22 protein-coding genes and 2 pseudogenes are annotated in these 25,580 nt (G+C 52.1%); 19 read left to right on the top strand and 5 right to left on the bottom strand.

The features are described 5' to 3' along the window. The first annotated feature begins 84 nt into the window (after positions 1–84). The 5 genes from ACHHV8_RS19280 to glnA all read left to right on the top strand — a co-directional run bounded on the left by ACHHV8_RS19280 (position 85) and on the right by glnA (position 5,564). The gene (locus tag ACHHV8_RS19280; RefSeq protein ID WP_395160686.1) at positions 85–1,080 is read left to right on the top strand and encodes an AAA family ATPase; all 996 of its coding nucleotides are present in this window, start codon (positions 85–87) and stop codon (positions 1,078–1,080) included. Further along, positions 1,077–2,399, top strand: coding sequence for a GTPase HflX (hflX, locus tag ACHHV8_RS19275; RefSeq protein WP_395160684.1), 1,323 nt, complete (start codon positions 1,077–1,079; stop codon positions 2,397–2,399). The genes ACHHV8_RS19280 and hflX overlap by 4 nt, the downstream gene beginning before the upstream one ends. Beyond that, positions 2,392–3,639, top strand: a complete 1,248-nt coding sequence (locus ACHHV8_RS19270; RefSeq protein ID WP_395160682.1) for a methionine gamma-lyase family protein — start codon at positions 2,392–2,394, stop codon at positions 3,637–3,639. The genes hflX and ACHHV8_RS19270 overlap by 8 nt, the downstream gene beginning before the upstream one ends. A gap of 98 nt (positions 3,640–3,737) precedes the next feature. Then, entirely contained in the window at positions 3,738–4,148 is a 411-nt protein-coding gene (locus ACHHV8_RS19265) for a MerR family transcriptional regulator (RefSeq protein ID WP_094013167.1), read from the top strand. Positions 4,149–4,259: 111 nt separating this feature from the next. Next, on the top strand, positions 4,260–5,564 hold the full coding sequence (gene glnA, locus ACHHV8_RS19260) for a type I glutamate--ammonia ligase (RefSeq protein ID WP_395163560.1): 1,305 nt from the start codon (positions 4,260–4,262) through the stop codon (positions 5,562–5,564). A 474-nt stretch (positions 5,565–6,038) separates the two neighbouring features. Here the strand turns inward: glnA and lexA are convergent, their stop codons facing one another. Further along, on the bottom strand, positions 6,039–6,662 hold the full coding sequence (gene lexA, locus ACHHV8_RS19255; protein ID WP_395160680.1) for a transcriptional repressor LexA: 624 nt from the start codon (positions 6,660–6,662) through the stop codon (positions 6,039–6,041). 158 nt (positions 6,663–6,820) lie between these two features. On the opposite strand from lexA, the gene ACHHV8_RS19250 reads away from it, so the two are divergent. From ACHHV8_RS19250 to ACHHV8_RS19235, 4 genes are all read left to right on the top strand, one after another. Further along, the gene (locus ACHHV8_RS19250) at positions 6,821–7,183 is read left to right on the top strand and encodes a LysM peptidoglycan-binding domain-containing protein (protein ID WP_395160678.1); all 363 of its coding nucleotides are present in this window, start codon (positions 6,821–6,823) and stop codon (positions 7,181–7,183) included. Positions 7,184–7,358: 175 nt separating this feature from the next. After that, on the top strand, positions 7,359–7,556 hold the full coding sequence (locus ACHHV8_RS19245) for a DUF896 domain-containing protein (protein ID WP_395160676.1): 198 nt from the start codon (positions 7,359–7,361) through the stop codon (positions 7,554–7,556). 36 nt (positions 7,557–7,592) lie between these two features. Beyond that, complete coding sequence (locus ACHHV8_RS19240) at positions 7,593–8,111, top strand: hypothetical protein (RefSeq protein ID WP_395160674.1); 519 nt, start codon at positions 7,593–7,595, stop codon at positions 8,109–8,111. 41 nt (positions 8,112–8,152) lie between these two features. Then, positions 8,153–8,947 (top strand): HAD family hydrolase, encoded by a 795-nt coding sequence (locus ACHHV8_RS19235; protein ID WP_395160672.1) that lies wholly within the window; start codon positions 8,153–8,155, stop codon positions 8,945–8,947. Between the two features lie 78 nt (positions 8,948–9,025). Here the strand turns inward: ACHHV8_RS19235 and ACHHV8_RS19230 are convergent, their stop codons facing one another. After that, positions 9,026–9,568, bottom strand: coding sequence for a 1,2-dihydroxy-3-keto-5-methylthiopentene dioxygenase (locus tag ACHHV8_RS19230; RefSeq protein ID WP_395160670.1), 543 nt, complete (start codon positions 9,566–9,568; stop codon positions 9,026–9,028). A 250-nt stretch (positions 9,569–9,818) separates the two neighbouring features. Here ACHHV8_RS19230 and metH point away from each other — a divergent pair, with 250 nt between their 5' ends. Next, positions 9,819–13,262, top strand: a complete 3,444-nt coding sequence (gene metH / locus ACHHV8_RS19225) for a methionine synthase (RefSeq protein WP_395160668.1) — start codon at positions 9,819–9,821, stop codon at positions 13,260–13,262. 83 nt (positions 13,263–13,345) lie between these two features. After that, positions 13,346–14,286 (top strand): annotated as a pseudogene (gene rnz / locus ACHHV8_RS36770) (ribonuclease Z). A gap of 120 nt (positions 14,287–14,406) precedes the next feature. Here rnz and tlp read toward each other — a convergent pair. Next, positions 14,407–14,628: a small acid-soluble spore protein Tlp gene (gene tlp, locus ACHHV8_RS19210; protein ID WP_395160662.1), complete on the bottom strand. Its 222-nt coding sequence runs from the start codon at positions 14,626–14,628 to the stop codon at positions 14,407–14,409. A 136-nt stretch (positions 14,629–14,764) separates the two neighbouring features. Between tlp and ACHHV8_RS19205 the strand changes: the two genes are divergently transcribed. The 6 genes from ACHHV8_RS19205 (at position 14,765) to ACHHV8_RS19180 (ending at position 19,155) form a co-directional block, all read left to right on the top strand. Beyond that, complete coding sequence (locus ACHHV8_RS19205) at positions 14,765–15,124, top strand: CidA/LrgA family protein (protein WP_395160660.1); 360 nt, start codon at positions 14,765–14,767, stop codon at positions 15,122–15,124. Further along, positions 15,114–15,809, top strand: a complete 696-nt coding sequence (locus tag ACHHV8_RS19200; RefSeq protein WP_395160658.1) for an LrgB family protein — start codon at positions 15,114–15,116, stop codon at positions 15,807–15,809. The genes ACHHV8_RS19205 and ACHHV8_RS19200 overlap by 11 nt, the downstream gene beginning before the upstream one ends. 202 nt (positions 15,810–16,011) lie before the next feature. Next, on the top strand, positions 16,012–16,794 hold the full coding sequence (locus tag ACHHV8_RS19195; protein WP_395160656.1) for a GNAT family N-acetyltransferase: 783 nt from the start codon (positions 16,012–16,014) through the stop codon (positions 16,792–16,794). Positions 16,795–16,833: 39 nt separating this feature from the next. Continuing rightward, positions 16,834–17,784, top strand: coding sequence for a lysophospholipid acyltransferase family protein (locus tag ACHHV8_RS19190; protein WP_395160654.1), 951 nt, complete (start codon positions 16,834–16,836; stop codon positions 17,782–17,784). Positions 17,785–17,846: 62 nt separating this feature from the next. Further along, positions 17,847–18,809, top strand: coding sequence for a metal-dependent hydrolase (locus ACHHV8_RS19185; protein ID WP_395160652.1), 963 nt, complete (start codon positions 17,847–17,849; stop codon positions 18,807–18,809). A 130-nt stretch (positions 18,810–18,939) separates the two neighbouring features. Next, positions 18,940–19,155 (top strand): hypothetical protein, encoded by a 216-nt coding sequence (locus tag ACHHV8_RS19180; RefSeq protein ID WP_395160650.1) that lies wholly within the window; start codon positions 18,940–18,942, stop codon positions 19,153–19,155. An 87-nt stretch (positions 19,156–19,242) separates the two neighbouring features. Here ACHHV8_RS19180 and ACHHV8_RS19175 read toward each other — a convergent pair whose 3' ends face one another. Together ACHHV8_RS19175 and ACHHV8_RS19170 are read right to left on the bottom strand one after the other, a co-directional pair. Then, positions 19,243–21,000, bottom strand: coding sequence for a SulP family inorganic anion transporter (locus ACHHV8_RS19175; protein WP_395160648.1), 1,758 nt, complete (start codon positions 20,998–21,000; stop codon positions 19,243–19,245). A 167-nt stretch (positions 21,001–21,167) separates the two neighbouring features. Next, positions 21,168–21,494, bottom strand: coding sequence for an ArsR/SmtB family transcription factor (locus ACHHV8_RS19170; protein WP_395160646.1), 327 nt, complete (start codon positions 21,492–21,494; stop codon positions 21,168–21,170). A gap of 222 nt (positions 21,495–21,716) precedes the next feature. Between ACHHV8_RS19170 and ACHHV8_RS19165 the strand changes: the two are divergent. Together ACHHV8_RS19165 and ACHHV8_RS19160 are read left to right on the top strand one after the other, a co-directional pair. Beyond that, positions 21,717–23,962 (top strand): annotated as a pseudogene (locus tag ACHHV8_RS19165) (DEAD/DEAH box helicase). Continuing rightward, on the top strand, positions 23,959–25,518 hold the full coding sequence (locus ACHHV8_RS19160; RefSeq protein WP_395160644.1) for a ribonuclease H-like domain-containing protein: 1,560 nt from the start codon (positions 23,959–23,961) through the stop codon (positions 25,516–25,518). The pseudogene ACHHV8_RS19165 and the gene ACHHV8_RS19160 overlap by 4 nt, the downstream one beginning before the upstream one ends. Positions 25,519–25,580 lie beyond the last annotated feature (62 nt).

The raw sequence follows: 25,580 nt of genomic DNA, 5'->3' as shown, positions 1-25,580 counted from the left end.
TGGCTATACAATAGGAGAAGAAAAAAAGCACAATCCTCTGGGCTCCCGCGTATACTGCTAACACCAAGGAAAGAGGTGATACGCATGAGTGGACGTGTCGTACCGACGGATCAGATACATATTACGAAAAATGCCCATCAGATTAATGTGGTATTGCGTAATCCGGAAACGCACGCCAGTGCCGAGTCGGAGCCTCATTTTCATGGTAAGCCGCTGTCCCAGCAGGGGCAGTTCGGGGAAATCATGAAGGAGCTCGACCGGATGGTCGGTTTGGACCAGGTGAAGGAGCTTGTGTTTGAAATTTATGCGCTGCTGCGCATTGCGGGCTTTCGGGCCGAAGCCGGGCTGATGGCGAATACCCAGGTGTATCATATGATTTTTAAGGGCAACCCGGGAACGGGGAAAACGACCGTAGCGCGTATTATCGCGAAGCTTCTGCAGACGATGGGCGTGCTGAACAAAGGTCACCTTATCGAAGTGGAGCGGGCCGATCTGGTCGGCGAATATATCGGTCATACGGCACTGAAGACGAGAGAATTGGTCAAAAAGGCGCTCGGCGGCGTACTGTTCATTGATGAAGCGTACAGCCTTGCGCGCGGCGGCGAGAAGGATTTTGGGAAAGAAGCGATTGACACGCTTGTAAAGGCCATGGAGAACCATAAGAATCAATTCATTCTCATACTTGCCGGCTATTCGCAGGAGATGGAGACGTTCATGCAGACCAATCCGGGCCTGCCCTCCCGGTTCCCGATACAGCTGGATTTCCCCGATTACTCGGTGGATCAATTGATGCAGATAGCCGAAATGATGATCAAGGAGCGGGAGTATGCGCTGATTCCGCAGACCGAGATGAAAATTCGCCAGCAGATTGTCAATGAGAAGCAGCAGGCGGATTCCGATACGTGCTTCAGCAATGCGCGGTTCGTCCGCAATTTAATTGAAAAGGCGATGCGCAATCATGCGGTCCGCCTGTTGAACCATAATACGCAGCAGCCGAGCAAACAGGATTTGATGATTATCCGCCCTGAAGACGTGCGGCTGGAGCGAAAAGCGGCAAAGGAGAACTATAAATTTTTATGAAACCAACCACACACGAAATTTCTGTAGAACAACCCCGGGCTGTACTGGTAAGCCTGATTACACCGGACATTAAACGCCAGGAGACCTACACGCCGGATTACTCCCTTGCGGAGCTCGTCAGTCTAGCAGAAACGGCCGGCGTTGAGGTGCTTGGCACCCTGACGCAAAATAAAGAAAGTATCGATTCCAAGTGGTTTGTCGGGAAAGGCAAAGCCGAGGAGCTGAAGCAGCTTCTCGAGGAGCACGAGGCGAATACGGCGATATTCGATCAGGAGCTCTCCGGTGCGCAGGTACGCAACCTGGAGCAATTTCTGGATGTGAAAATCATCGACCGCACCCAGCTGATTCTCGATATTTTCGCCCAGCGGGCGAAGACGAGAGAAGGGATTATCCAGGTCGAGCTGGCTCAGCTCAGCTATCTGCTGCCGCGGCTGGCTGGACAGGGGAGCAATCTGTCGCGGCTTGGCGGCGGTATCGGCACCAGGGGCCCGGGGGAATCGAAGCTCGAAACCGACCGCCGTCATATCCGCGACCGGATCAGCGAGCTGAAGCATCAGCTGCATGAGGTCACGAAGCACCGCACCTTACATAGGGAGCGCAGAAAGAAAACCGGCGTGTTCCAAGTAGCGCTCGTCGGTTATACGAACGCGGGCAAGTCGACGCTGCTGCGCCAGATGACGCAGGCGGACGTCTACGTCGAGAATCAGCTGTTCGCCACGCTGGATCCCACCTCGCGCACGCTGGAGCTGCCGAGCGGCAAGGATATAGTGCTGACCGACACGGTAGGGTTCATTCAGAACCTGCCCCATGACCTGGTTGCCGCTTTCCGGGCTACGCTCGAGGAGGCATGCGAGGCCGATCTGATTCTTCACGTGGTGGATGGGTCGTCGGAGATGATGCCGACCCAAATGAAGGTGGTTTCTCAAGTGCTGCGTGATTTGGGAGCCCACCAAACCGATCAGGTTACGTTGTTTAATAAGGTCGATCTGTGTACATCGGAGCAAAGGGAAATGCTCACGGCCGAAGGGGAGTTTCTGCGCATTTCCGCCTATCGGGAGGACGATCTGCAGCGCATTCGCGAGCTGATCGAGTCCCGGCTGATGGGGGATTGCAAAACCTTTCGCATTCCCGCGGAGAAGGGCGATGTGATCTCATTGCTGTACCGTGTCGGGGAAGTGCTGGAAAATGAAGTGGACGGCGATGATATGCTGTTCCAGGTCAGAGTCAACAACAAGGAATATGATAAGCTGGGTTATATGCTTGCCGCGTATGCCGCGGATCAGGCGCAACACAAGGGAGAGAATTCGGAGCATGTTTAACGAACGCATTACGGCATGGATGGAACGTGCCGAGCAGTTGATTGAGGGGAAATTGAAAGAAATCGACCGGATCATTGATCAGAATCAATGGAAGGTCATCCGTGCTTTTCAAAATCATAAGGTTAGCGATTATCATTTCTCCGGCTCCACCGGCTACGGTTATAACGACCGCGGCCGGGAGGTGCTGGATTTGGTTTATGCCGAAGTTTTCGGCGCGGAGGCCGCCTTGGTGCGGCCGCATTTTGTGTCTGGGACACATACGATCAGCACAGCGCTGTTCGGCGTACTCAGACCGGGGGACGAGCTCCTGATGATTACGGGACGCCCCTACGACACGCTGCATAAGGTTATCGGCAAGCCAGGGGACGGCAAAGGTTCTCTGCAGGATTGGGGAATTGCCTATAAGGAAGTGGATCTGCTGGAGGGAGGGGCGCCGGACTTCGAAGCGATCCGCCGCAGCATCGGACCGAAGACGAAGGTGATCGGCATTCAGCGCTCGCGCGGCTATTCTTGGAGACCCTCCTTTACGGTCGCGCAAATCGGCGAAATGGTTCGTTTCGTCAAAGAAATTAAGGAAGACCTGATTGTCTTCGTCGACAACTGCTACGGGGAATTTACCGAGCTTCAAGAGCCGACGGAGGTAGGAGCCGATCTGATTGCCGGTTCTTTGATCAAAAATCCAGGCGGCGGCGTGGCCGAAACCGGAGGCTACATTGCCGGCAAAAGCCGTTACGTCGAGCTGGCGTCGTTCCGGCTTACCGCGCCAGGTATCGGCGGCGAGGTGGGCGCGATGCTCGGCACGACGCGCTCCATTTATCAGGGATTGTTTTTGGCTCCGCATTTGGTGGGACAAGCCGTCAAAGGCTCGGTTTTCGCCGCTGCGGTATTCGAACAGCTCGGTTTTGTTACCCATCCGCACTGGAACGACCCGAGAACGGATTTGATCCAGGCGATTCAATTCACAAGCGACAAGCATTTGATCGCTTTCGTGCAGGGGATTCAGCAATCCGCCGCGGTGGATGCCCATGTGGTACCCGAGCCTTGGGATATGCCGGGATACGAGCATCCTGTCATCATGGCGGCCGGCACCTTTATACAAGGGGGAAGTCTGGAAATGTCGGCTGACGCGCCGATCCGCGAACCCTACATTGCTTATATGCAGGGCGGGCTGACCTACTCCCACTGCAAGCTGGGCGCGCTGACTGCTCTGCGTAATATGATGGAACAAAATCTGCTGTAATGCATAGGGGCACGTGGCATAAACCTAACACAACTTGACACGTTTGTGTCGGGAGGTTACAATGAAGTTAGGTTTACAGTCCACAGAGGTGATAGATCATGACTGATGAAATACGACGTAATATGGCGCTTTTTCCGATTGGAATCGTAATGAAGCTGACGGATTTGACTGCAAGACAAATTCGGTACTATGAACAGCATGAGCTCATTATACCGGCCCGTACGGGCGGTAACCAACGGCTGTACTCGTTTAACGACGTGGAACGGCTGCTGGAGATTAAGGACCTTATTGAAAAAGGAGTTAACATTGCGGGCATCAAGCAGGTTCTTCTGCCTGTGTCCAAAGACTCCGAGGAAGCGACCGTGCTGAACGAGCAGTCGGAAGTAAAGCGGCGGGAATTGACCGATACGCAATTGCACCGTATGCTCAAGCAGCAGCTGTTAGGCGGAGGCAAGCGGGGTCAGGTTTCCTTGATCCAGGGCGAGCTTTCCAGGTTTTTCAAGAAGTAATTGCTTGACCAGAGTATGTTCTGCGCTGTTTTTGAACATGCTCTGTATTTGTACATAATTACAAGGAGGAGAGTACAAGTGACGGACAAAAACTACACGAAAGAAGATATTATGCGCATCGCCAAGGAAGAGAACGTTCGGTTTATCCGGCTGCAGTTTACGGATTTGCTGGGGACCATCAAGAATGTTGAGATTCCTGTAAGTCAGCTTGAAAAAGCGTTGGATAACAAAATGATGTTCGACGGCTCTTCCATCGAAGGCTACGTTCGTATTGAAGAATCCGATATGTACTTATATCCCGATTTGAATACATGGGTTGTTTTCCCTTGGGTAACCGAAGACCGGGTAGCCCGTCTGATTTGCGATATTTACCTTCCGGATGGAAGACCGTTTCCGGGAGATCCCCGCGGTATTTTGAAAGCGGTTTTGAAAGAAGCGGAGGAAATGGGCTTTACCGATATGAACGTCGGTCCGGAGCCGGAATTTTTCCTGTTCAAAACCGATGAGAACGGCAATCCGACGACGGAACTGAACGACCAGGGCGGTTACTTCGACTTGGCGCCGATGGATTTGGGCGAAAACTGCCGCCGCGAGATCGTTCTGACGCTGGAGGAAATGGGCTTTGAAATCGAAGCCTCCCACCACGAAGTGGCTCCGGGTCAGCACGAGATCGATTTTAAATATGCCAGCGCCATTAATGCGGCTGACCAGATTCAAACGTTCAAGCTGGTCGTTAAAACCGTTGCAAGACAGCATGGCCTGCATGCAAGTTTTATGCCGAAACCGCTGTTCGGCGTTAACGGCTCCGGTATGCACTGCCACCAATCGTTGTTTAACGGCAAAACGAACACGTTCTACGACGAGAGCGACAAGCTCGGCTTGAGCATGACGGCAAGACATTACATGGCCGGCATTTTGCGCCATGCCCGCGCTTTTGCAGCCATTACGAACCCGACGGTCAACTCCTACAAACGTCTGGTGCCTGGCTATGAGGCTCCTTGCTATGTAGCATGGTCTGCGAGCAACCGCAGCCCGATGATCCGTATTCCGGCTTCCCGCGGTCTCAGTACGCGCGTAGAGGTTCGTAACCCGGATCCGGCGGCAAACCCTTATTTGGCGCTTGCCGTAATGCTGAAAGCGGGTCTGGATGGCATCAAGCACAAAATGCAGCTTCCTCCTCCGACGGACCGCAATATTTATGTCATGACTGAGGACGAGCGCGAAGATCAAGGCATTCCTAGCCTTCCGCTTGATCTGAAGGAAGCGATCGATGTTATGCTTCGCGACGATGTAATCTGCGATGCACTGGGCGACCACGCATTGGCGCACTTCGTCGAGCTGAAAGAGATCGAATGGGATATCTACCGCACGCAGGTTCACGCTTGGGAGCGCGAGCAGTATTTGACCCTTTACTAAGATTGAATTGAACATATCCACGGCCCTTATACCAGGCTGCACAGCGGATTCCTTGCGGATTAACGGCTGCGTTTCGCCCGGGATAAGGGCTGTTTTATGGAATTGCGGCGGCGCGGGAACGAGGCAATGCAAGATGTGCTTCAATGGCTGCACAAAAAAGCGTACCTTCTTCAAGAAAGGGTACGCTGGGCTTGTTGGGAAACCCTGAATTTGCGTGATACTCCGGTGGGGTATCTTCCTCCAGCCGCTGTTAAAATCCGTGAATGGGATTAGAATTTGCGGTATTTTCACGGATTTTAAAGGCGGACGTAAACTCTTCCGGAAGATACCCCACCTGCGTATGTGCTCATTTTTCACTTAAGGCGGGTTCCTTGACAGGCTGGGCGTACCTTCTTCTATAGGGTACGCTTTTTTATTTGAAGTTATAGAACAGCCGCCAAGGAATCGAATCCTGGCGGCTCTTTGTGCTGCATATTAGTGAATGTCGCGGAATACGCCGACGACACGGCCCAGAATAGTGACATGCTTCAGCAGAATCGGCTCCATGGCCGGATTCTCGGGCTGCAGACGGATATCGCCCTTTTCCTTATAGAAACGCTTCACGGTAGCCTCATCATCCTCGGTCATAGCCACGACGATATCCCCGTTATTGGCGGTTTGCTGCTGGCGGACGATAACATAGTCGCCGTTATGAATGCCCGCATCGATCATACTTTCCCCGATAACGCTGAGCATGAATACGTTGTAGTCCCCGACATAGTGGCTTGGGAGAGGGAAATAGTCCTCGATGTTCTCCGTTGCCGTAATCGGAACGCCGGCTGTAACGCGTCCGATCAAAGGAACGCGTGCGACGGAAAGGGCGAACTGGGCTCCGTCGGTTGCGCTGCCGTCCGTAATTTCAATGGCGCGCGGCTTGGTAGGGTCGCGGCGGATCAAGCCTTTCTTCTCTAACCGTTCTAAATGTCCGTGTACCGTAGAACTGGAGGCCAAACCAACAGCTTCGCCAATTTCCCGGACGGAGGGAGGATAGCCCTTATCTTTTACTTCATTTTTGATAAATTCCAGAATGGCCAGCTGCCGGTTGGATAATTTGCTCATCAGAATCACTCCAGTATTGGTAATAATTATTGAAAGTATAACACAGAACCGGAGTTCGTACAAACATGAGTTCGAATAAATGATTGACACAAACATGTGTTCGTGTTATTTTGAGAACAAGAGAAATGAGAACAAATGTTTGTAGGAGGCTATAAGCTATGTATATGAACGAACAATTATTTTCAAGACCGGTAAAGACTCTGAATGTTAAACGTACATACTCCGCACGGATCTCTTTTAGTCATCGTATGCTGAAGCGGCTGGCAGCACTGTTGGCGGTAGTGGTTATTATCGGATTGTTCAGCCTGTGTGTTTCCGTTATTGCAGGGGAACAGGACGCTTACGCATCGACGGAAGGATATCAAAGCGTTGAAGTCGTGAGCGGCGACACCCTTTGGACCATTGCTGCGAACCATACGGCTGCAGGGCAGGATATCCGTGAATATATAAGTAAGATGAGGACATTAAACCATTTGAAATCCAGCGTCATTTACGAGGGACAAGTTCTGTTATTACCCTGACCGTTCTTGTTGCTGGTTCATGCTGCGGCAAAATTCTTCTTCTCCAGATAAGCGCCTGGCGCTCTTGACAATCGAATCTTGAAATGTCAAAGTATAGGTTGATGCATATGCTGAAGGAAGCTTTCAGTATATGTGAATTGACAGGATTAGCCGAGACATTCGTAGGAGGATTGACATGAGCGGTGAGACAGGACATGACGAGTATGTCAAGCGAATTAATGAGCTGGCACGAAAAGCCAAGACGGTAGGGTTAACCGATGCCGAATTGGACGAGCGCAATGAATTGAGAAAGCGGTATATAGAAGCTTTCAAGAGCTCGCTGCGGAGTCAGTTGGACAATATTAAATTCGTAGATGAAGAAGACAAGAAATAGCATGGCAGCAGCTAAATTGAACTAGGGAGAAGAAGTATGTCTCGTAAATGGGAACGAATGGTGCAAAAGAACACCAAGAACGCTAACAAAACTCGGAAAAAGCAGGGTAAGCCTTTACTAAGCGAATCGGCATCGGACGGAGCTGTAACTATTCGCGGACGAAGCTGGCTGCTCCCTCTTTTCCTGGTTGTTGTTGGCTTATTCTGTTTCCTCGTCTTTCGGACGCAGGAGCAGCAGGACACCTTATATTGGGTCACCGGAGGCAGCTACATCGTACTGGCGCTGTTTATTTTCTTGGTGCGCAGACCTTTCCTTAAAGTGGGAAAAGACTTTCTTCTCACGCGCCGTTTTGCCGGCGACAGGAGAGTAGAGCCGTCACAAATTCAAGAAATCGAAATTTCGGGCGGCTCGGTCGTCATTTCCCTGCTTAACAGTAAAGGCAGATGGGTGTTTACACGGTTGATTCATCGGATGGACACGGATCAGCTGGGGGAAAAACTGAAGGAATTTGCTGCAAATAATAACGTTGCCTTAAAGGCTGAAACGCAAGGTTAATTATTGACAAGAGATGATTTTCAGGGAGAAGAGGACGAGAGATGAGGATTCAAGCGGTACTGTTTGATTTGGACGATACTTTACTTTGGGATGATCGCAGCGTAAAGGAAGCTTTTGAAGCTACATGCAGCGAAGCGGCCAAGCATTACGACATAGATCCTGCGAAGCTGGAAGAAGCTGTTCGGCATGAAGCCCGGCAATTGTATGAATCCTTTGAGACGTTTCCATTTACCAAATTGATCGGAATTAACCCATTCGAAGGCTTGTGGGCCAATTTCACTCAAGGGGATAACGAGAATTTCCGCAAGCTGCAGCAGCTGGCTCCGGCATATCGCACGGAATCGTGGACCCGAGGACTCAAGGCTCTAGGCATCGACGATGCGGAGCTGGGCTATAAGCTCGGCGAGCTGTTTCCGGCTGAACGCCGCAAACGGCCTATCGTCTACGAGGAAACCTTTGAAGTGTTGAAGCAGCTCAAAGAAAAGTACAAGCTTCTACTGCTGACGAACGGTTCGCCGGATTTGCAGCAGGAGAAATTGGCCGGGGTTCCCGAGCTTGCTCCGTATTTTGATCACATCGTCATTTCAGGCAATTTCGGCGAAGGCAAGCCGGCGGCTTCCTTGTTCCACCATGCTATGGGACTTTTGAACATTACTCCTGAAGAGGGCGTGATGATCGGAGACAAGCTGACTACGGATATTCTCGGTTCGAACGGAATCGGGATGCGGAATATGTGGATCAACCGTCATGATCTGCAAAGAAACGACGATATCGTGCCTGTATACGAAATTAAGAATCTGCGTGAAATTCAGGGCATCATTGATTCGATCCAATAATAAAAGCAAGACCCGACATGGTCCTGAGAGGACGAATGCCGGGTCTTTTTACGTGTCATGAATTGTTAAAGCTGACCGTTACGCATTTTGGAACGAAGGGTCGGCATACGGGTGTGCAATCCAGCCTTCGGTTTCGATGAATAAGCGAACGGCAACAATTTGACGGTTCTCCATCAGTGTAAAGAAATGCGGCTTGTGTTCCGGTACGGAGATCACATCGCCGGCTTCGAGTTCAACGTCAAAGTAGCCTACATCGTCCGTGCCTTTAATAATAAAGATACCTTTGCCTGCCGTAATGGCACGAACTTCGTCTTCGGTGTGCGTGTGCACCTGCTCGAATTTTTTCAGCAGCTCATCCAGGTTGGGCGTTGCATCGGACAAAGCGATAACGTCCCAAGTCAAGTAGCCCCGACGGCTTGCCAAATCTTTAATTTCAGATTCAAAAGTAGACAAAACGGAGGATTTTTCTTCATCGCTAAGGATGAATTTTTCTTTCAATTCGGCAGGAATCTTGTCTGCATTCCAATGCTCATACAAAACCTCTTGCTTATCCAAGAACGCCTTTACATTTTCTTCACCGGAAATGCGTTCGTCAGTATTGCGAATACGTATTTCAGCCATCGTTATCCCTCTTTCCAATAATAAAAAATAAACGTCTATTTGTATTATAGTAAAATATAGGGCATCTGTCGACAGGTTATATACAATTAAACCTATAGGAATATAATTATATCTTATAAAGAAACATGTCGAATTGCTTTTCATCATTATTGCTTTCTGGTACACTTGAAGTTACATTATACGTTAACAAATGGTACCAGGACATCATAGAGAGTTATGGACGGATGTCGGCGAAAGGAAGAACTGTACAATGACCAAGCTACCCTTGCAAGAACAGTTAAAGAACAAGATTATGATATTGGACGGCGCCATGGGTACGATGATTCAGCAGGAGAACCTGACGGAAGCCGATTTTGGCGGAGAAGATCTGGACGGCTGTAATGAATATCTTGTCGTGACAAGACCTGATGTCATCTCCAAGATTCATGAAGCCTATTTTGCTGCAGGTGCGGATATTATCGAGACGAACACTTTCGGCGCAACAAGCGTCGTTTTGGCTGAATACGATCTGCAGGACCGTGCGCGCGAACTGAATCTGATAGCTGCGAAGCTGGCTGTAGATGCCGCCAACAAATTCAGTACGCCGGAATGGCCTCGTTATGTTGCAGGCGCACTGGGTCCTACGACGAAGACACTGTCCGTCACCGGCGGCGTCACCTTTGACGAGCTGGTGGACAGCTATTACGAGCAGGCGCTGGCGCTGATTGAGTCCGGCGTGGATGCATTGCTGCTGGAAACGTCTCAGGATACCCTGAATGTAAAAGCAGGCAGCATCGGGATCCGGAAGGCGATGGAGACGACAGGAATCGAGCTGCCGCTGATGATTTCCGGTACCATCGAACCGATGGGCACAACACTTGCCGGTCAAAATATTGAATCCTTTTATATTTCTCTGGAGCACTTGAAGCCGATTTCCATCGGATTGAACTGTGCCACAGGGCCGGAATTTATGCGTGATCATATCCGGACCTTGTCCGAATTGGCGACGACAGCCGTCAGCTGCTATCCGAATGCGGGCCTTCCGGATGAGAACGGGAAGTATCACGAATCTCCGGAATCGCTGGCCAAGAAGCTGGCAGGCTTCGCCGAGCAGGGCTGGCTGAATATCGCGGGAGGATGCTGTGGAACCACACCGGATCATATCCGCGCCATGGCGGAAACCTTGAGCGCTTTCGCTCCGAGAAAAAATGCCGAAGGCCATCTGCCTGCCGTATCCGGGATCGAAACCGTCTATCTGGAAGATGCCAACAGACCCTATATGGTCGGGGAACGGACGAATATTTCCGGTTCCCGGATGTTCAAACGGCTGATGAAAGAAGGCAAGTTTGAAGAGGGAGCGGAGATCGCCCGTGCGCAGGTGAAGAACGGTGCTTATGTTATAGATATCAACGTCCAGGACACGGATATTGACGAAGCTTACGCGATGGAAAACTTCCTCAAGGAAGTTGTGAAGAAAGTTAAAGTTCCGCTGATGATCGACTCCACGTACGATCACATTATTGAATTGGGTCTGAAATATTCCCAGGGTAAAGCGATCATCAACTCAATCAATCTGGAGGACGGCGAAACCAAATTCCAGAGTATCGTGCCGCTAATTCACAAGTACGGCGCTGCCGTTGTCATGATCCTGATTGATGAACGCGGCCAGGCGGTGTCGCGTCAAGCCAAGATGGAGGTCGCCGACCGCGCTTACGAGTTATTAACCAAAAAATACGGCTTGAATCCGTCGGATATCATTTTTGACCCGAATATGTTCCCTGTAGGATCGGGTGACCCGCAGTATATCGGCTCCGCCGTAGAGACGATCGAAGGCATACGGATGATCAAGGAAAAGTATCCGGAATGTAAAACGATTCTGGGCCTGAGCAATATTTCCTTCGGTTTGCCGCCTGCGGGACGGGAAGTGCTTAACTCGGTTTACTTGTATCACTGTACCAAGGTCGGTCTGGACTATGCAATTGTGAACACGCAGAACCTGGAGCGTTACGCATCCATTCCGGAGCATGAGAGAGAGCTTGCCGAGCGTTTAATCTTTAATACGAACGATGATACGCTGGCAGAGTTCGTAGCTCACTTCCGCGAGAAGAAAGTCGAGAAGAAAGAAAAGATCTCGAACCTGACGCTGGAAGAACGCCTGGCTTCGTATGTGGTGGAAGGCACGAAAGAAGGGCTTATTCCCGACCTGAACGAGGCTTTGAATAAATATCAGCCTTTGGAAATCATTAACGGACCGTTGATGAAAGGCATGGAAGAGGTCGGCCGGCTGTTTAACAACAACGAGCTGATTGTTGCAGAGGTTTTGCAAAGCGCGGAAGTTATGAAAGCGTCCGTCGCCCATCTGGAGCAATTCATGGAGAAGTCGGAAAGCGCGGTTAAAGGGAAAATTATTTTGGCGACGGTCAAAGGCGATGTGCATGACATCGGGAAAAACCTCGTCGAAATTATACTTTCGAACAATGGCTATAAAATCATTAACCTGGGGATCAAAGTACCGCCGGAGCAATTGATCGAAGCATACAAAAGAGAAAAAGCGGACGTCATCGGCTTGTCGGGACTGCTGGTCAAATCGGCGCAGCAGATGGTTGTTACCGCACAGGATTTGAGAAATGCAGGCATCGAGGTGCCGATTATGGTGGGCGGTGCGGCTCTGACCCGCAAGTTCACTAAAACGCGGATTGCGCCGGAGTACGAAGGTCTTGTACTGTATGCCAAGGATGCGATGGACGGACTCGATATCGCCAACAAGCTGAGCGATCCCAAGCAGCGCGAGCAGCTGGTCAAAGAGCTGCGCGAAAGCAAAGAATCCGATGTGATGGAAGCGGGCAAGAAGGAAACGGCTCTTCCGACATTGACGAGAGTCAGGACGTCCTCTGTAAACCGTACGCTGCCGGTTCAGGTTCCTCCCGATCTGGAGCGCCGCGTGCTGCGCGATTATCCGATCAGCCATGTGATGCCGTACATTAATATGCAGATGCTGCTCGGTCATCATCTCGGCTTGAAGGGGAAGGTTGAGAAGCTGCTCGCGGAGAAAGATCCTAAGGCGGTTCAGCTGAAGGAAACGGTCGATCAGATTTTAGCGGAAGCGCAAAAAGAAGGAATCATCAAAGCGCACGGCATGTACCGTTTCTTCCCGGCGCAATCGTCGGGCAACGATGTACTGGTCTATGATCCTAACGATCACAGCAAAGTGCTGCAAACGTTCACCTTCCCGCGGCAGGAGACGGAGCCGTACCTTTGCCTCGCGGATTACCTGCGTTCCACGGAAAGCGGGGAGATGGATTACATCGGCTTCCTCGTTGTAACCGCAGGCCACGGGATTACCGAGAAAGCCGCAGAGTGGCGCGAGAAGGGCGATTACCTCCGCTCGCATGCGCTGCAAGCGACCGCGCTGGAAACCGCCGAGGCTTTGGCGGAGCGCGTGCATGAAATGATGAGGGACGTATGGGGCTTCCCGGATCCGGCCTCCATGACCATGCAGGAGAAATTCGGCGCGAAATACCGCGGCCAGCGGTTCTCCTTCGGCTACCCGGCCTGCCCGAATCTGGATGACCAGCAGCAGCTGTTTGCGCTCCTGCATCCGGAAGATATCGGTGTGGAGCTGACGGAAGGAAGCATGATGGAGCCGGAGGCATCGGTCTCGGCCATCGTATTCGCCCATCCGGAAGCGCGTTATTTTAATGTAGATAAAAGCTAATACTAAATATAGGGAGTGGAGTTCACCAGGGCTCCACTCTTTCCCTATGAATACATAACCAATCATGAAACGGAGACTTGAAATTGGAACTATATTTTCTCGGTACGGGAGCGGGCATGCCCTCCAAGGAGCGCAATGTCACATCCATTGTGTTGAATCTGCTGGCGGAACGCAACGCTTATTGGATGTTTGACTGCGGGGAAGGGGCCCAGCACCAGGTGCTGCGCTCGCCCATCAGGATCGGAAAGCTGGAGAAGCTTTTCATCACGCATCTCCATGGGGATCATCTGTATGGCTTGCCGGGCTTGCTGACAAGCCGATCGTATCAGGGCGGGGACACACCTTTGACCGTATACGGACCCGAAGGCACGGAAGCGTTCATTCGGATGGCGTTGGACGTCAGTCAAGCCTACTTGGCTTATGAGCTCAAGGTTCACGAGTATCCATGTGGGGAGGAATCGGTTATTTTTGAAGACGATCAATTCATCGTCAGCTTGGTCCGCTCATTCACCGGGTGTCCAGCTGCGGTTTTCGGATTGAGGAGAAACCCTTGACAGGGAAGCTTCAAGCGGAAAAACTGAAAGCGCTTGGATTAACATCCGGACCCATTTTCGGAAAAATAAAGCAGGGTCTGGACGTGAAGCTTGAAGACGGAAGCGAGCTGAAGGCGAAAGATTTCATCGGTCCCTCCTATCCTGGACGGGTGGTTACGATTCTCGGCGATACGCAGCCATGCGACTATTCTTTGAAGCTGGCTCTCGGTGCGGACGTGCTGGTGCATGAAGCGACCTTTGCGGAGCACAAGAAGCATCTGGCAAGAGAGTATGACCATTCGACCGCTATGGATGCAGCGAGAACGGCTGAGGAAGCAGGCGCTGGCGCACTGATTTTAACGCATATCAGCTCCAGGTACCAAGGGCAGGATGTGGAGCTGCTTTTAAACGAGGCCAAGGAAATACATGCCAACAGCTATGTTGCGAGAGACCATTGGAGCTTTGAAGTGCCGAGGAAGAGCATGGAATAAAATGAGAAAGTATCAAGTAAGAGCGGAGACTCGCGGGGTTTCAGGAATAGAGAAGCAGGAACGGATAATAACCAAATGCCCCATCCTTTGATGGGGCTGCCTGTAAACCAATAGGAATGCTTAAGATTGGTGCTCGGCCTCGTCTTCAATCTCATTGCGGAAGCCGCTTAGGCTTTTTTCACGGCGCTCGTTTTTGCTTTGAAGGGTTTCTCTTTCCTGCGGGCTGATCTCATCTGCATGCTCGTCCAAATAGGCTTCGGATTCTTCCATGTTTTTAATCGTGTTGTTGATCGATTGCTGCAGGTGTTCTACATTGTCTGCACGGTTGTCTGGTTTAGCCATGGGGTTGACATCTCCTTTGGGATCGTTGTAGATAGGTTCATGCTTTACGCATGCCCACTATACGATTCCACGTAAACACATCTAATATGTACGCTTTGGAGAATGAAATTTAGGGGAGCCTGGGGGGCGAAAGCAAGTGGTCGGATTTGCGGTTTTAACGGGATTCTATCTTCTGGGAACGGTGGTACAGGCGGTTTGTCATATTCCGCTGCCTGCCAATGTTATCGGTCTTATTCTATTTACTGTAAGCTTATTTTTGAAGATTGTGAAGCTGGAGTGGGTCGAGGAAGCGGGCGATTTTCTGATCCGCCACATGCTGTTGTTTTTTATCCCGTTCGTTGTCGGAACGATGGTATTTTTCAACCTGATTGGAGAGCATGCCGTCATGATGCTGGTCAGTCTGTTTGGGAGCAGCATAGGCGCTCTCTTGATTACAGGCTGGTCCGTGAAGCTGTTCAGAGGCAGGGGCAGAGAGGGGCAAAAGCATGAGGGTTGAGGAGATTGTTCAAACGCCGCTGTTCGGTGTGGCGATTTCGGTAATCAGCTACACGGCCGCACTGCGGCTGCAAAAAAAATGGTCCTGGCTGCATCCGCTTTTCGTAGGATCGGCCGCCATAATTATTTTCCTGCTGCTGACGCATATTCCTTATGAGGCTTATGCCAAAGGAGGGGCAATGCTTGAGTTTTTGCTGGGGCCGGCGACGGTAGCTTTAGGGATTCCGCTGTACAAAAATGCGAAACGCATCGGTTCCAGCTTTGCTTCGATTCTGGGGGGCATTACCGTCGGTTCCATCAGCGCTTTGCTGCTGTCGGCGGCATTGGTCTGGTGCTTGGGCGGAAACCTTCAAATGATGCTGACCATGATGCCGAAATCGGTCACCTCGCCCGTGTCCCTTGAAATTTCGCGACAAGCAGGCGGGATTCCGGAGCTGACGGTCGTATTGACCGTGCTGACCGGACTGATCGGCAGCATGATCGGGCCGGAGCTACTCCGCTGGGCAGGAGTCCGAGACGATATTTCGTTAGGCACTGCAATCGGAACCGCATCTCACGGGATCGGCACGGCCCGGGTCATTCGCGATTCGGAGCTTCAAGGCAGCATTAGCGGATTTGCAATGGGAATCGCGGCCATCCTGACGTCGGTTTTATTTATTCCTTTATACGGCTTGCTTCACCCGTAATGCACTTATCTGGTTTATTCCATACGAATTTCGGAATTTCGGCAGACGCCCGGCGGCGTCTGCTTTTTCTTTGTCCAAGGCGGCACCCTAATCAAAACTTACAAAACATTAACAACACGCAAACGTTACCCGAATAATCGTCTGTTACGCTTAACAAGGTAAAGCGCACCTCCATATTTTACCTGAGAAAGGCGTGTTGACGATGAATCCAACTGCAGCGCAGGTGAAGGTTACATCACAGCAGTCCCATTTATCCGTTATGCTGGCTTCGCGTACGGAAGACATTGAGCAGGCAATGCGTTTAAGGTATCGGGTGTTTGTGGAAGAAGAGAAAAATATGCGGATGCTGAATGAATCCGGATTGGAGCAGGATGCGTACGATGAGTTTTGCGATCATCTGATCGTAAAGGATATGGAGCAGGACCGGGTCGTTGGCACCTACCGTCTTCTCCCAGGAGACAGAGCTCTGCAAGGTATCGGATTTTACTCGGAAACGGAGTTCGAGCTCGCTGCCTATCAAGAGCGCAAACTGCAGTCGCTTGAATTGGGAAGAAGCTGCATCGATCCCGCTTATCGCGGAGGAAGAGCGATTCAGCTGCTGTGGGAGGGGATTGCCGCGTACATTACGGAGCGGAACTATTCCTATTTAATCGGCTGCGCCAGCGTCCATTTCCATTCGTTGACCGAATTGAACCGGATTTACAGCCTGCTTCGCATGAAGAAGGTTATCACGGATCGTTACGGAATCGAGCCGCTGGAAACGCACCGGATCGAGGGTTTGCGTCTGATCGAGCAGGAGCTGGATGAGAAGGAGATCTTTCGGAAGCTTCCGCCGTTGATGAAGGGGTATCAATGGCTGGGGGCCGAAATTGGGGGAGCTCCGGCTTATGACGCGCTGTTTGATACGGTCGATTTCTTCATCGTGCTGGAGAGGGATCGGGTCACCCGGAGATACAAAAAGCACTTTTTGAATCAACAGGGATAGAGCGCAGGCAGGAAGCAGAAGACAAGGGGGACGTTAGCGGTGTATGAATGGATTGGCAGCTTGACTGGGAACCGCAAACGGTTGGATGCGATTTCACGCTGGTGCGGCCGGCTTCCTCGATGGCTGATGCTGCTGATATGCAGGGGCGTTGGGGTAATGCTGTACATCGCCGCAGGGTCAAAGCTCAGGAAACGGATTCTGGGCAATGTCAGCGAGGCGTTAGGTCTCGGACGTCAGCAGGGCAGGGCGCTTTGGTATCAATGGAACTATTTTCAGAATCTGGCGATTACGCTCTATGAGATCGTGCTGGAATCGGGCCGGCTGCCCCAAAGCGAGGCTTGGCGTTTTCGGGTGGAAGGCGAGGAGAAGCTTCAGGAAGCGCTGCAATTAGGGCGCGGCGCGATAGCGTACGCTCCTCATGCAGGCAATTTCTTTTATTATTACTGGTATTTGTGTCAAAAGTACCCTTGCTTGACCGTGGCTACGGGCGGGAGTGCGGAGCTGCGGCCGCTGTACGGCATTTTCGAGGGGCTGGGCTGCCCGGGGCTGGATTATGACAGCACGCCTCCGCTCGAGCTGATGCGCCGGTTAAAGAAGCATTTGGCGGGCAATGGAGTCGTCTTTCTTCTCGGCGACTTTTGGCGGCCGTCCTTTCCTCTGTCCCGCATGTTCGGCAAAAGAACGCGAACGCCGGATGGCGCCGCTTCTTTATCGATTGAGCAGCATGTGCCGGTCATCCCTTTTTATGGACGCCGGGAGCATGGATTTGTACATTGTTTGACCTTCGAGCCTCCTTTGCATCTGTACGCCGGCTATGAACGCAAGCAGCGGGGAGAGGCGACACTTCTGTTGAACCGTTTCATGGAACGAGTGATCCGCTCCTGCCCGGAGCAGTGGTTCTATTGGTTTAATATGGATGAACGCTGGGAGGAGAAGGAAGCCTTACACCAGGAAGCCGATACGGATACACCGACATCCCACAGCGCATGAAGCTTTTGCCGGAGCAGCGGACAGCGAATCACACCGAGAAGGGGAAAAGGGAGAGGTTGCTGTTGGATACAGGGAGTCATTTGTTGTTTGGCGCTACATTGGCGGGAGCGGCAATGCTCGATCCTGCGGTAAATGGTCATCCTGAGCTGTTTTACGCCGTGCTTGCGGCGACGGTCATCGGATCGCATGCGCCCGATTTGGATGCGCTTGCCCGATTGAGAGGGTATACCGCTTATATTCGGCTCCATCGCGGGTTTACCCACTCGATCCCTGCGCTCTTCCTATGGCCGCCGGTCATTTCATGGCCTGCCGCGGTGATTTTTAACGCAGGTCCTTACTTTATGCATGTGTGGATTTGGTGTATGCTCGCAGTCATGCTGCATGTTTTTCTGGATTGGTGCAACGTTTACGGGGTGCAATGCTTTCGTCCGTTCTCTTCCAAGTGGCAGCATTTGGATGTGCTTGCTTTGTTTGAACCATTTTTATTTGGCTTGCATGCTCTCGGTATTGGAATCTGGAGCTTGACGGAGCTTGATCCGGGCCGGCTATTTGCTTCAATTTATGCGATAACCTTCGTCTATATTGGCTTCAGAGCCTGGATGCACAGCCGGGCAGTGAGACGGGTAAGACGGGAGCTGGGGCAGGATGGCGTGTGTCACGTGCTGCCGGGTTTCCACTGGTTTCAATGGCAGTTTGTCGTCGAGACCGGTCCGGCTTTTTATACGGGAATGCTTCGCGGCGGCAAGGTTTATGTAGAGGATACATATACCAAAGAGGCGAATCCCTCGGTGGTGGAGGCGACGAAGACGGTGGACGGAGTCCAGGTGTTCCTGCATTTTGCCCAGAGGGTATATGTCCGAAGCTTGGAGCGCCAGGACGGCTACGTCGTGGAATGGAGAGACGTCCGCTTCTGGTATAGGCACCGGCTTCCGTTCGGAGTTGATGTGGAACTGGACCGTGATCTGAAGGTGGTCCGCGCTTCGTTGGGCTGGCGGAAGAAAGTATGGGACCTGCCGTTTGTTTAAAAGGAAACGAGGCTCGCCGGGCCTCGTTTTCTCATTACATTCGTGTGTGTGTAACCAGTCCATGGAATGAAATCTTAGTTTTTGGGAGAGAATAGTTAGGTAGAAAAAAAGTCGCTCAGGAGGGATGAGCATGGATTTTACGAGTCATGATGTGGTCGTTATCGAACAGGCTTTACGGATAGCCATGAGCACGGAATCCAAGCAGTCGAAGCTGAATCAATTCCGTGAGGTGCTGAGCAAGCTGCAGAATAATGCGGAGAAAGCGATGCTGTTCGGTTCCGGCCAGCAGAGGGAAACGCATGACGGATTAAGATACGATTACGATGATTCCTCCGATTTGCTGTAGCATACCTGAACAATAAAGATTAAGCCCTCTTTCCAATGGAAAGCAGGGCTTTTAGGTTTGCCTGGTGACGGCTGCCGTGCCGCGAATTTAAACCGGGGTTCCTTTCAAGCTTGCGGAGCCGGATTCGATTTTGGAAACCGCTTCTGCCGTCTGATGCATTTCCGTATGGCCGTTATGACCGCAGACAGGGCACGGAACCGCATGCAGCTTGCTTAAAGCGAAGTGAACCGCCTGCTTCGTATGCTCGAAGAAATGCCCTTTGCCGATGGCTTCATGCAAGCCGGCCTTTTGAAGCATTTGGAGCGGCTGTTCTTGAAGCTCGGAGAACAATACGATGCTCTCATGCTTTTTAAAATGCTTTACGATGCTCTCCAGGCTGGATTGGCCCGTCGAATCCATATAGGGCACGCTGTCCATTTTCAGAATGATAATTTGCGGCTTGGAATGAGCGGCCTCCAGGATGCTTTTCTCAAACAGGTTCGCCGCGCCGAAGAACAAAGCCCCTTCGACGTTGAACATGCTGATCTGCGGATGCACGTGCTCTTCATGCACCGGACAGACCGAAACATGGATCTGCTTGTCGGAGGAATCCGGCAAAACTTTAACGGTAATAAACCGTTCGCTCATATGCTTCACAAAAATAATGCCGGACAATATCAGGCCGGTCTCGACCGCCGTGGTCAGGTCCGTCAGAACGGTAAGAACAAAGGTAATAACCAGCACCAGCGATTCCGCGCTTTTGGCTTTCAACAGGTGCATAAAGGCTCTGCGCTCGCTCATATTCCAGGCTACGACCATGAGGATAGGGGCCATGCTCGCCAAGGGGATAGAAGAGGCGTAAGGGGCAAAAAGAAACAGGATCAGCAGCACGACAACGCCGTGAATGACTCCGGACAGCGGAGAAGCCGCGCCGCTTCGAATATTCGTCGCTGTTCTCGCAATCGCGCCGGTGGCCGGAATGCCTCCGAACAGCGGGGTCACCATATTGGCGATGCCTTGGCCGATCAGCTCCCGGTTGCTGTTATGGCGCGTGCCCGACATGCCGTCGGCCACTACGGCGGAGAGCAGGGATTCGATGCCTCCGAGCATCGCAATGACAAAGGCCGGCTTAATCAGATGCTGGATGTTTTCCCAAGTCAGCGAAGGCCAGTGCACGCTCGGAAGGCTGTTCGGAATCGCGCCGTAGGTGGAGCCGATAGTGGCAATCCGGTCAGGGAAGCACCAGGCGGCGATAACCGTTGAAACGAGAATGCCGATCAACGAGCCGGGAATTTTGGGGAACCACCTTGGCGTCATTAGAAGAATCACGAGGCAGATGCCGGCGGTCAAGACGCTGTACGCATTGATGGTGCCCAGGTGCATTCCCAGCTCCTTCATGTTGTCGAGGAACGCTTCGTGCTGCTTTAGGTTCCGCAGTCCGAGAAAATTGGCGATTTGGCCTGTGAAGATTGTGACGGCGATGCCGGCGGTAAAGCCTATTGTCACGGAGCGGGGAATAAATTGAATCAGCTTTCCAAGCTTGAATATCCCCATGCACAGCAAAATAACGCCGGCCATGAAGCCTGCGATCAGCAAATTTTCATATCCGTACTGCATTACAATGGCAAACAGAACCGGAATAAACGCTCCCGTGGGACCGCCGATCTGAAAGGTCGAGCCGCCGAACAGCGAGATCAGAATTCCGGCGATGATGGTGCTGAACAATCCGTACTCAGGCTTCACACCGGAGGCGATAGCAAACGCCATGCCTAAAGGAATGGCGACGATCCCGACAATCAGGCCCGATACGAGATCCTTCTGAAACGATTTTGCATGATACCCCTGAAACCGGCCGCTAAATTTCATTGAACAATCCCACCATAGTTTTTAATATTTGAATATTTGAATATATAAAATCATATAGCCGAACAAGGTTAGTGTCAATTTGGATTATGGAAGATAAAGCAAGTGAGGATAAAAGAAAAAGGGCAAATGGAGGCATGGTCTCCGATTTACCCTTTTTTTAAGCGTTTTTATTGATTTTTAATGTTTTCCAGCAAAGAGATCGCATTAATGAGATGGTTATCGAAAATTTGCTTGGCCACCTTCAGCAAATCTTTTATCAGAGGGTCGCGGAGCGAATAAATGACGGAGGTTCCGTCTTTCGTGCCGACGACCACATTTTTATTTCTTAGCACGGCCAGCTGCTGTGAAACGGCTGAGCCTTCGCTGTTCAGAATGGTTTGTATTTCATTGACGTTCTTATCGCCTTCCGATAATATTTCAAGAATCCGAATTCTTAACGGATGCGCCAACGCTTTGAAAAAGTCGGCCTTGAACTGCTGCACTTCCTGATTCATAAGGTTCTCCCCTAATATCTGAATATTTGAATATAAGCTATCATAACACATTTGTTATGGATAAATCACCGCAAAGCATGCGAAGCGGAGGGAAGGCAGCGGTTGTCCCGTATGCGCCGCAGAGCTCTCAGGGCGGAACTCTGATTTTGGGGCTTTTTTATTTTGGAACCGGACGTTTATAATAGGGGAACAGTCGTTCTGCAAGGGAGTGGTGAAAGGATGATTTTAAAAAAATCACTTTCTGATCTAATACATGATTTAAAAGGAAATGAAAATATAGTGAATTGGCATGAGGTTGAGCCTCAGGAAGCCAAGACAAGACCCATGCCCGAAAGCGTAGATCCCCGCATCAAGGCGGCCCTGGCCAAACGGGGAATCGAACATTTATATACGCACCAGCATACAGCTTACGAAACCGTACGCAAGCAAGAAAATATCGTAGCGGTCACCCCTACGGCATCGGGCAAGACGCTGTGCTACAACCTGCCCGTGCTGCAGTCCATTGCCGAGGACGACGGCAGCCGCGCGCTGTATTTATTTCCGACCAAAGCGCTGGCCCAGGATCAGAAAAGCGAGCTTAACGAAATCATCGCCGAAATGGGGATCGATATCAAAAGCTTTACATACGATGGAGACACCTCCCCTGCGATCAGGCAGCTGGTGAGAACGGTGGGGCATATCGTTATTACGAATCCGGACATGCTGCATGCGGCGATCCTTCCTCACCATACGAAATGGGTCAGCTTATTCAGCAACTTAAAATATATCGTCATAGATGAGCTGCACACTTACAGAGGCGTCTTCGGCAGTCATGTAGCCAACGTCATCCGCAGGCTGAAACGAATCTGCCAATTTTACGGGAGCCAGCCGCTGTTTATCTGTACGTCTGCGACGATCGCGAACCCTAGAGAGTTAGCCGAGCAGCTGACAGGGAAGCCGATGAGGCTTATCGACGATAACGGCGCACCGCGCGGAAGGAAGCACTTCGTGTTTTATAATCCGCCGGTCGTGAATCAGGCGTTAAATATACGGAAAAGCTCCACGGTAGAAGTAAACCGTTTGGCGAAGGAATTTTTATCGAACAAAGTGCAGACGATTGTTTTTGCAAGAAGCCGGGTCCGGGTGGAAATCATTTTGAGCCATCTGCAGGAGCTGGTGAAGAACGACCTGGGAGCCAAGTCGATAAGAGGCTATCGGGGCGGTTATTTGCCGCAGCAGCGCAGAGAGATTGAAAGAGGCTTAAGAAACGGGGATATTCTAGGCGTTGTCAGCACGAACGCATTGGAGCTTGGCGTGGATATAGGTCAGCTGCAGGTCTGCATCATGAGCGGCTATCCGGGCAGCGTGGCGAGTACATGGCAGCAGGCGGGCCGGGCCGGGAGAAGGCACGGGGAAGCTCTCGTCTTGATGGTCGCGAGCAATACGCCGATCGATCAGTATGTCGTGCAGAATCCCGACTATTTCTTCGACCGGTCTCCGGAGTCCGCGAGAATCAATCCGGAAAATCTCATTATCCTGGTCGATCATTTGAGGTGCGCGTCATATGAGCTGCCCTTCAAGAGAGGCGAAGAGTTCGGCCCGCTGGAGATTGAAGAACTGCTGGAATATCTGGTAGAGGAACGCGTGCTGCACCGCGCCGCCGATACGTTCTACTGGGCAAGCCAGTCCTTCCCTGCAAGCGAGGTCAGTCTGCGCTCCGCCGCTCAGGAAAATGTCGTCATCGTGAACCAGACGGATATCGCAAACGTGAGGATCATCGGAGAAATGGACCGTTTCAGCGCGATGACGCTGCTGCATGACGAAGCGATCTACCTGCATGAGGGAGTACAGTACCAGGTGGAAAAGCTGGATTGGGACCATAAAAGGCGTACGTTCGCGAGGTGAACGTAGAGTATTATACGGATGCCAATCTGGCTGTCAAATTAAAGGTGCTCGAAATCGACCGCACCGAGAACAGGCAGACGACGTCGAGAAATTATGGCGATGTCGTCGTCAACGCCATGCCTACGCTTTTTAAGAAAATTCGTTTGACGACCTTTGAAAATATCGGGTACGGGCCTATCAGCCTTCCCGAAGAAGAGCTGCATACCAGTGCGACCTGGATTGAATTAAAAGAACCGGACCCGGCGTTAGGAACCAAGACGCTTGAGCAGCTGCTGCTCGGTATATCCAATGTGCTGAGGCATATCGTTCCCATTCATGTGATGTGCGACCGCAGCGATATTCATGTCGTCTCTCAAATCCGGGCCGAGCATACGCAGCTGCCCACCATTTTCATCTACGACCATTATCCCGGCGGGATCGGGTTGGCCGAGGATGTGTATAAGCGCTTTGATGAAATCAAGGCGGCGGCCAGAAGCCTGATTCGGCGTTGTCCGTGCGAAGACGGCTGCCCTTCGTGCATCGGCACGGAAATCGAAGGGCTTCACGCGAAGCAGCTTAGCGTAGAATTGCTGGGGCAATTATGAGCGGGCTGCGCGAACGGCTGCTGCGCCATAAGAAACCGTCAGCTCCCGCGCCGCAGCCTCCGGAGGCTGCAGATACGGCAGAGCTTGCCGCCGGGCCCCCAGCCGGTGAGGCTGAGTCTGCGGCCGGAGGCATGCAAGCGCAGCACGACCCTGCTGCAGCCGTCTCCGGCAGCGAAGCAGCGTCCGCCGGACAGGACCCCGAGTCCTGCGAGTGGGCGCCTCTCGGCGGGCACCTGGAGCACACCGAATGGGGGAGCTTCGTGCTCCGGCGCCGATTCTACGAGCCATCCTTTATGCACGGCCGGTATGCGCTCAACGAGCTGTGGGGGCAATCCGACAAGCTGATGTCCATCCTGCTGCCGGGAGACGTCGAAGCGGCGCTGGAAGGGCTGCCGCACGAGCAGCTGCTGTTTCTGGACACGGAAACGACGGGGCTCGGCGTCGGCGCGGGGAATGTGCCCTTCATGATCGGCATCGCGTTCTATGAAGAGCGGCGCTTCACCGTCGAGCAAATGCTGATCCGCCACCCCGGGGAAGAGCTGGCTATGCTGCATTATTTGGAGGGCAAGCTGCGCAAGCACCCTTATCTCGTATCCTATAATGGCAAGACGTTCGACTGGCCGCTGATCAAAAACAGATATGTATTGAACCGGATGCCAGCGGAGCCGGATATTGCGGGCCATCTGGATTTTCTGTACCCCTCGCGCAGCCTGTGGAAGCATACGCTGCCTTCCTGCAGGCTGGGAAAAGTAGAGGAGGCGCGGCTGCATGTCAACCGTCTCGACGACGTTCCGGGCTCCCTGGCTCCGACATTATATTTTCAATATTTGGCGGAGCGGAACGTTATGCTGCTGGGCGGCGTGTTTGAGCATAACGAGCTGGATTTGCTGTCGCTGGCAGGCCTTGCGGTTCATTTCTCCCATGTGTTAAGCGGCAATTTCCGGCTTGCGGAGATGGAGCTGGAGGAGCAGTACCGTCTGGGCCTATGGCTGAGCAAGGTAGGCGTCTCTTCGTTTGCGGAGCAGGTGCTGGAGAAGCTGATCTCCCGGCTGTTTGACGCCGAGGAAGAGCTGGAAGCGGCAATCGACTATGTCCTTCCCGCAGCGCAGTGGCATAAGCAGCAGCACCGCTACGATGAAGCGGCTCGCTTGTGGAATCTCTACTTAGAGCGCAGAGGAGGCGGAAGCCTGGCTTCTTTGGAGCCATATCTGGAGCTCGCTATGTATTACGAGCATAGAGAAAAGCGCCTCGAGCTGGCTCTGCACTATGCGGAGCAGGCGATGGAGAAGGCTTGGCAGCGGCAGTCGCTGCTGCGTCCGGAGCGCAGCGGCGGCAAGACGGGACGCTCCCGGCGCGGAGGCTCGGAAGAGGAGCGGGAGCAGGAGGATATCGTCGCTGCGATACAGAAACGGCTCATCCGGCTGCGGGGCAAGGTCGAGCGAAGCCAGCTCAAGCCGAAGACAGCAAAAGCACGGCAGCAAGTCTCCCCTCAGGGCCAAAGCTCCGGTAAAAGGCACAAAGAGAAAGCAGAATACCGGATGGACAGCTTGTTCTAAAGGAACGGCAGGGCATAAAACCTTGCCGAGATGGAAATACAGAGAGACAAGACCGATTTACT

This window comes from Paenibacillus sp. TAB_01 (assembly GCF_043945595.1).
Lineage (GTDB): Bacteria > Bacillota > Bacilli > Paenibacillales > NBRC-103111 > Paenibacillus_S.
The sequence above is the reverse complement of the archived record's forward strand: the minus strand, read 5'-3'. Positions and strand labels throughout refer to the sequence as shown.

Bases quoted from the DNA above. Each gene is read 5' to 3' on its own strand.
- ACHHV8_RS19280 (WP_395160686.1), top strand. From the start codon at position 85: ATGAGTGGACGTGTCGTACCGACGGATCAGATACATATTACGAAAAAT.
- hflX (WP_395160684.1), top strand. From the start codon at position 1,077: ATGAAACCAACCACACACGAAATTTCTGTAGAACAACCCCGGGCTGTA.
- ACHHV8_RS19270 (WP_395160682.1), top strand. From the start codon at position 2,392: ATGTTTAACGAACGCATTACGGCATGGATGGAACGTGCCGAGCAGTTG.
- ACHHV8_RS19265 (WP_094013167.1), top strand. From the start codon at position 3,738: ATGACTGATGAAATACGACGTAATATGGCGCTTTTTCCGATTGGAATC.
- glnA (WP_395163560.1), top strand. From the start codon at position 4,260: ATGCGCATCGCCAAGGAAGAGAACGTTCGGTTTATCCGGCTGCAGTTT.
- lexA (WP_395160680.1), bottom strand. From the start codon at position 6,662: ATGAGCAAATTATCCAACCGGCAGCTGGCCATTCTGGAATTTATCAAA.
- ACHHV8_RS19250 (WP_395160678.1), top strand. From the start codon at position 6,821: ATGTATATGAACGAACAATTATTTTCAAGACCGGTAAAGACTCTGAAT.
- ACHHV8_RS19245 (WP_395160676.1), top strand. From the start codon at position 7,359: ATGAGCGGTGAGACAGGACATGACGAGTATGTCAAGCGAATTAATGAG.
- ACHHV8_RS19240 (WP_395160674.1), top strand. From the start codon at position 7,593: ATGTCTCGTAAATGGGAACGAATGGTGCAAAAGAACACCAAGAACGCT.
- ACHHV8_RS19235 (WP_395160672.1), top strand. From the start codon at position 8,153: ATGAGGATTCAAGCGGTACTGTTTGATTTGGACGATACTTTACTTTGG.
- ACHHV8_RS19230 (WP_395160670.1), bottom strand. From the start codon at position 9,568: ATGGCTGAAATACGTATTCGCAATACTGACGAACGCATTTCCGGTGAA.
- metH (WP_395160668.1), top strand. From the start codon at position 9,819: ATGACCAAGCTACCCTTGCAAGAACAGTTAAAGAACAAGATTATGATA.
- tlp (WP_395160662.1), bottom strand. From the start codon at position 14,628: ATGGCTAAACCAGACAACCGTGCAGACAATGTAGAACACCTGCAGCAA.
- ACHHV8_RS19200 (WP_395160658.1), top strand. From the start codon at position 15,114: ATGAGGGTTGAGGAGATTGTTCAAACGCCGCTGTTCGGTGTGGCGATT.
- ACHHV8_RS19195 (WP_395160656.1), top strand. From the start codon at position 16,012: ATGAATCCAACTGCAGCGCAGGTGAAGGTTACATCACAGCAGTCCCAT.
- ACHHV8_RS19180 (WP_395160650.1), top strand. From the start codon at position 18,940: ATGGATTTTACGAGTCATGATGTGGTCGTTATCGAACAGGCTTTACGG.
- ACHHV8_RS19175 (WP_395160648.1), bottom strand. From the start codon at position 21,000: ATGAAATTTAGCGGCCGGTTTCAGGGGTATCATGCAAAATCGTTTCAG.
- ACHHV8_RS19170 (WP_395160646.1), bottom strand. From the start codon at position 21,494: ATGAATCAGGAAGTGCAGCAGTTCAAGGCCGACTTTTTCAAAGCGTTG.
- ACHHV8_RS19160 (WP_395160644.1), top strand. From the start codon at position 23,959: ATGAGCGGGCTGCGCGAACGGCTGCTGCGCCATAAGAAACCGTCAGCT.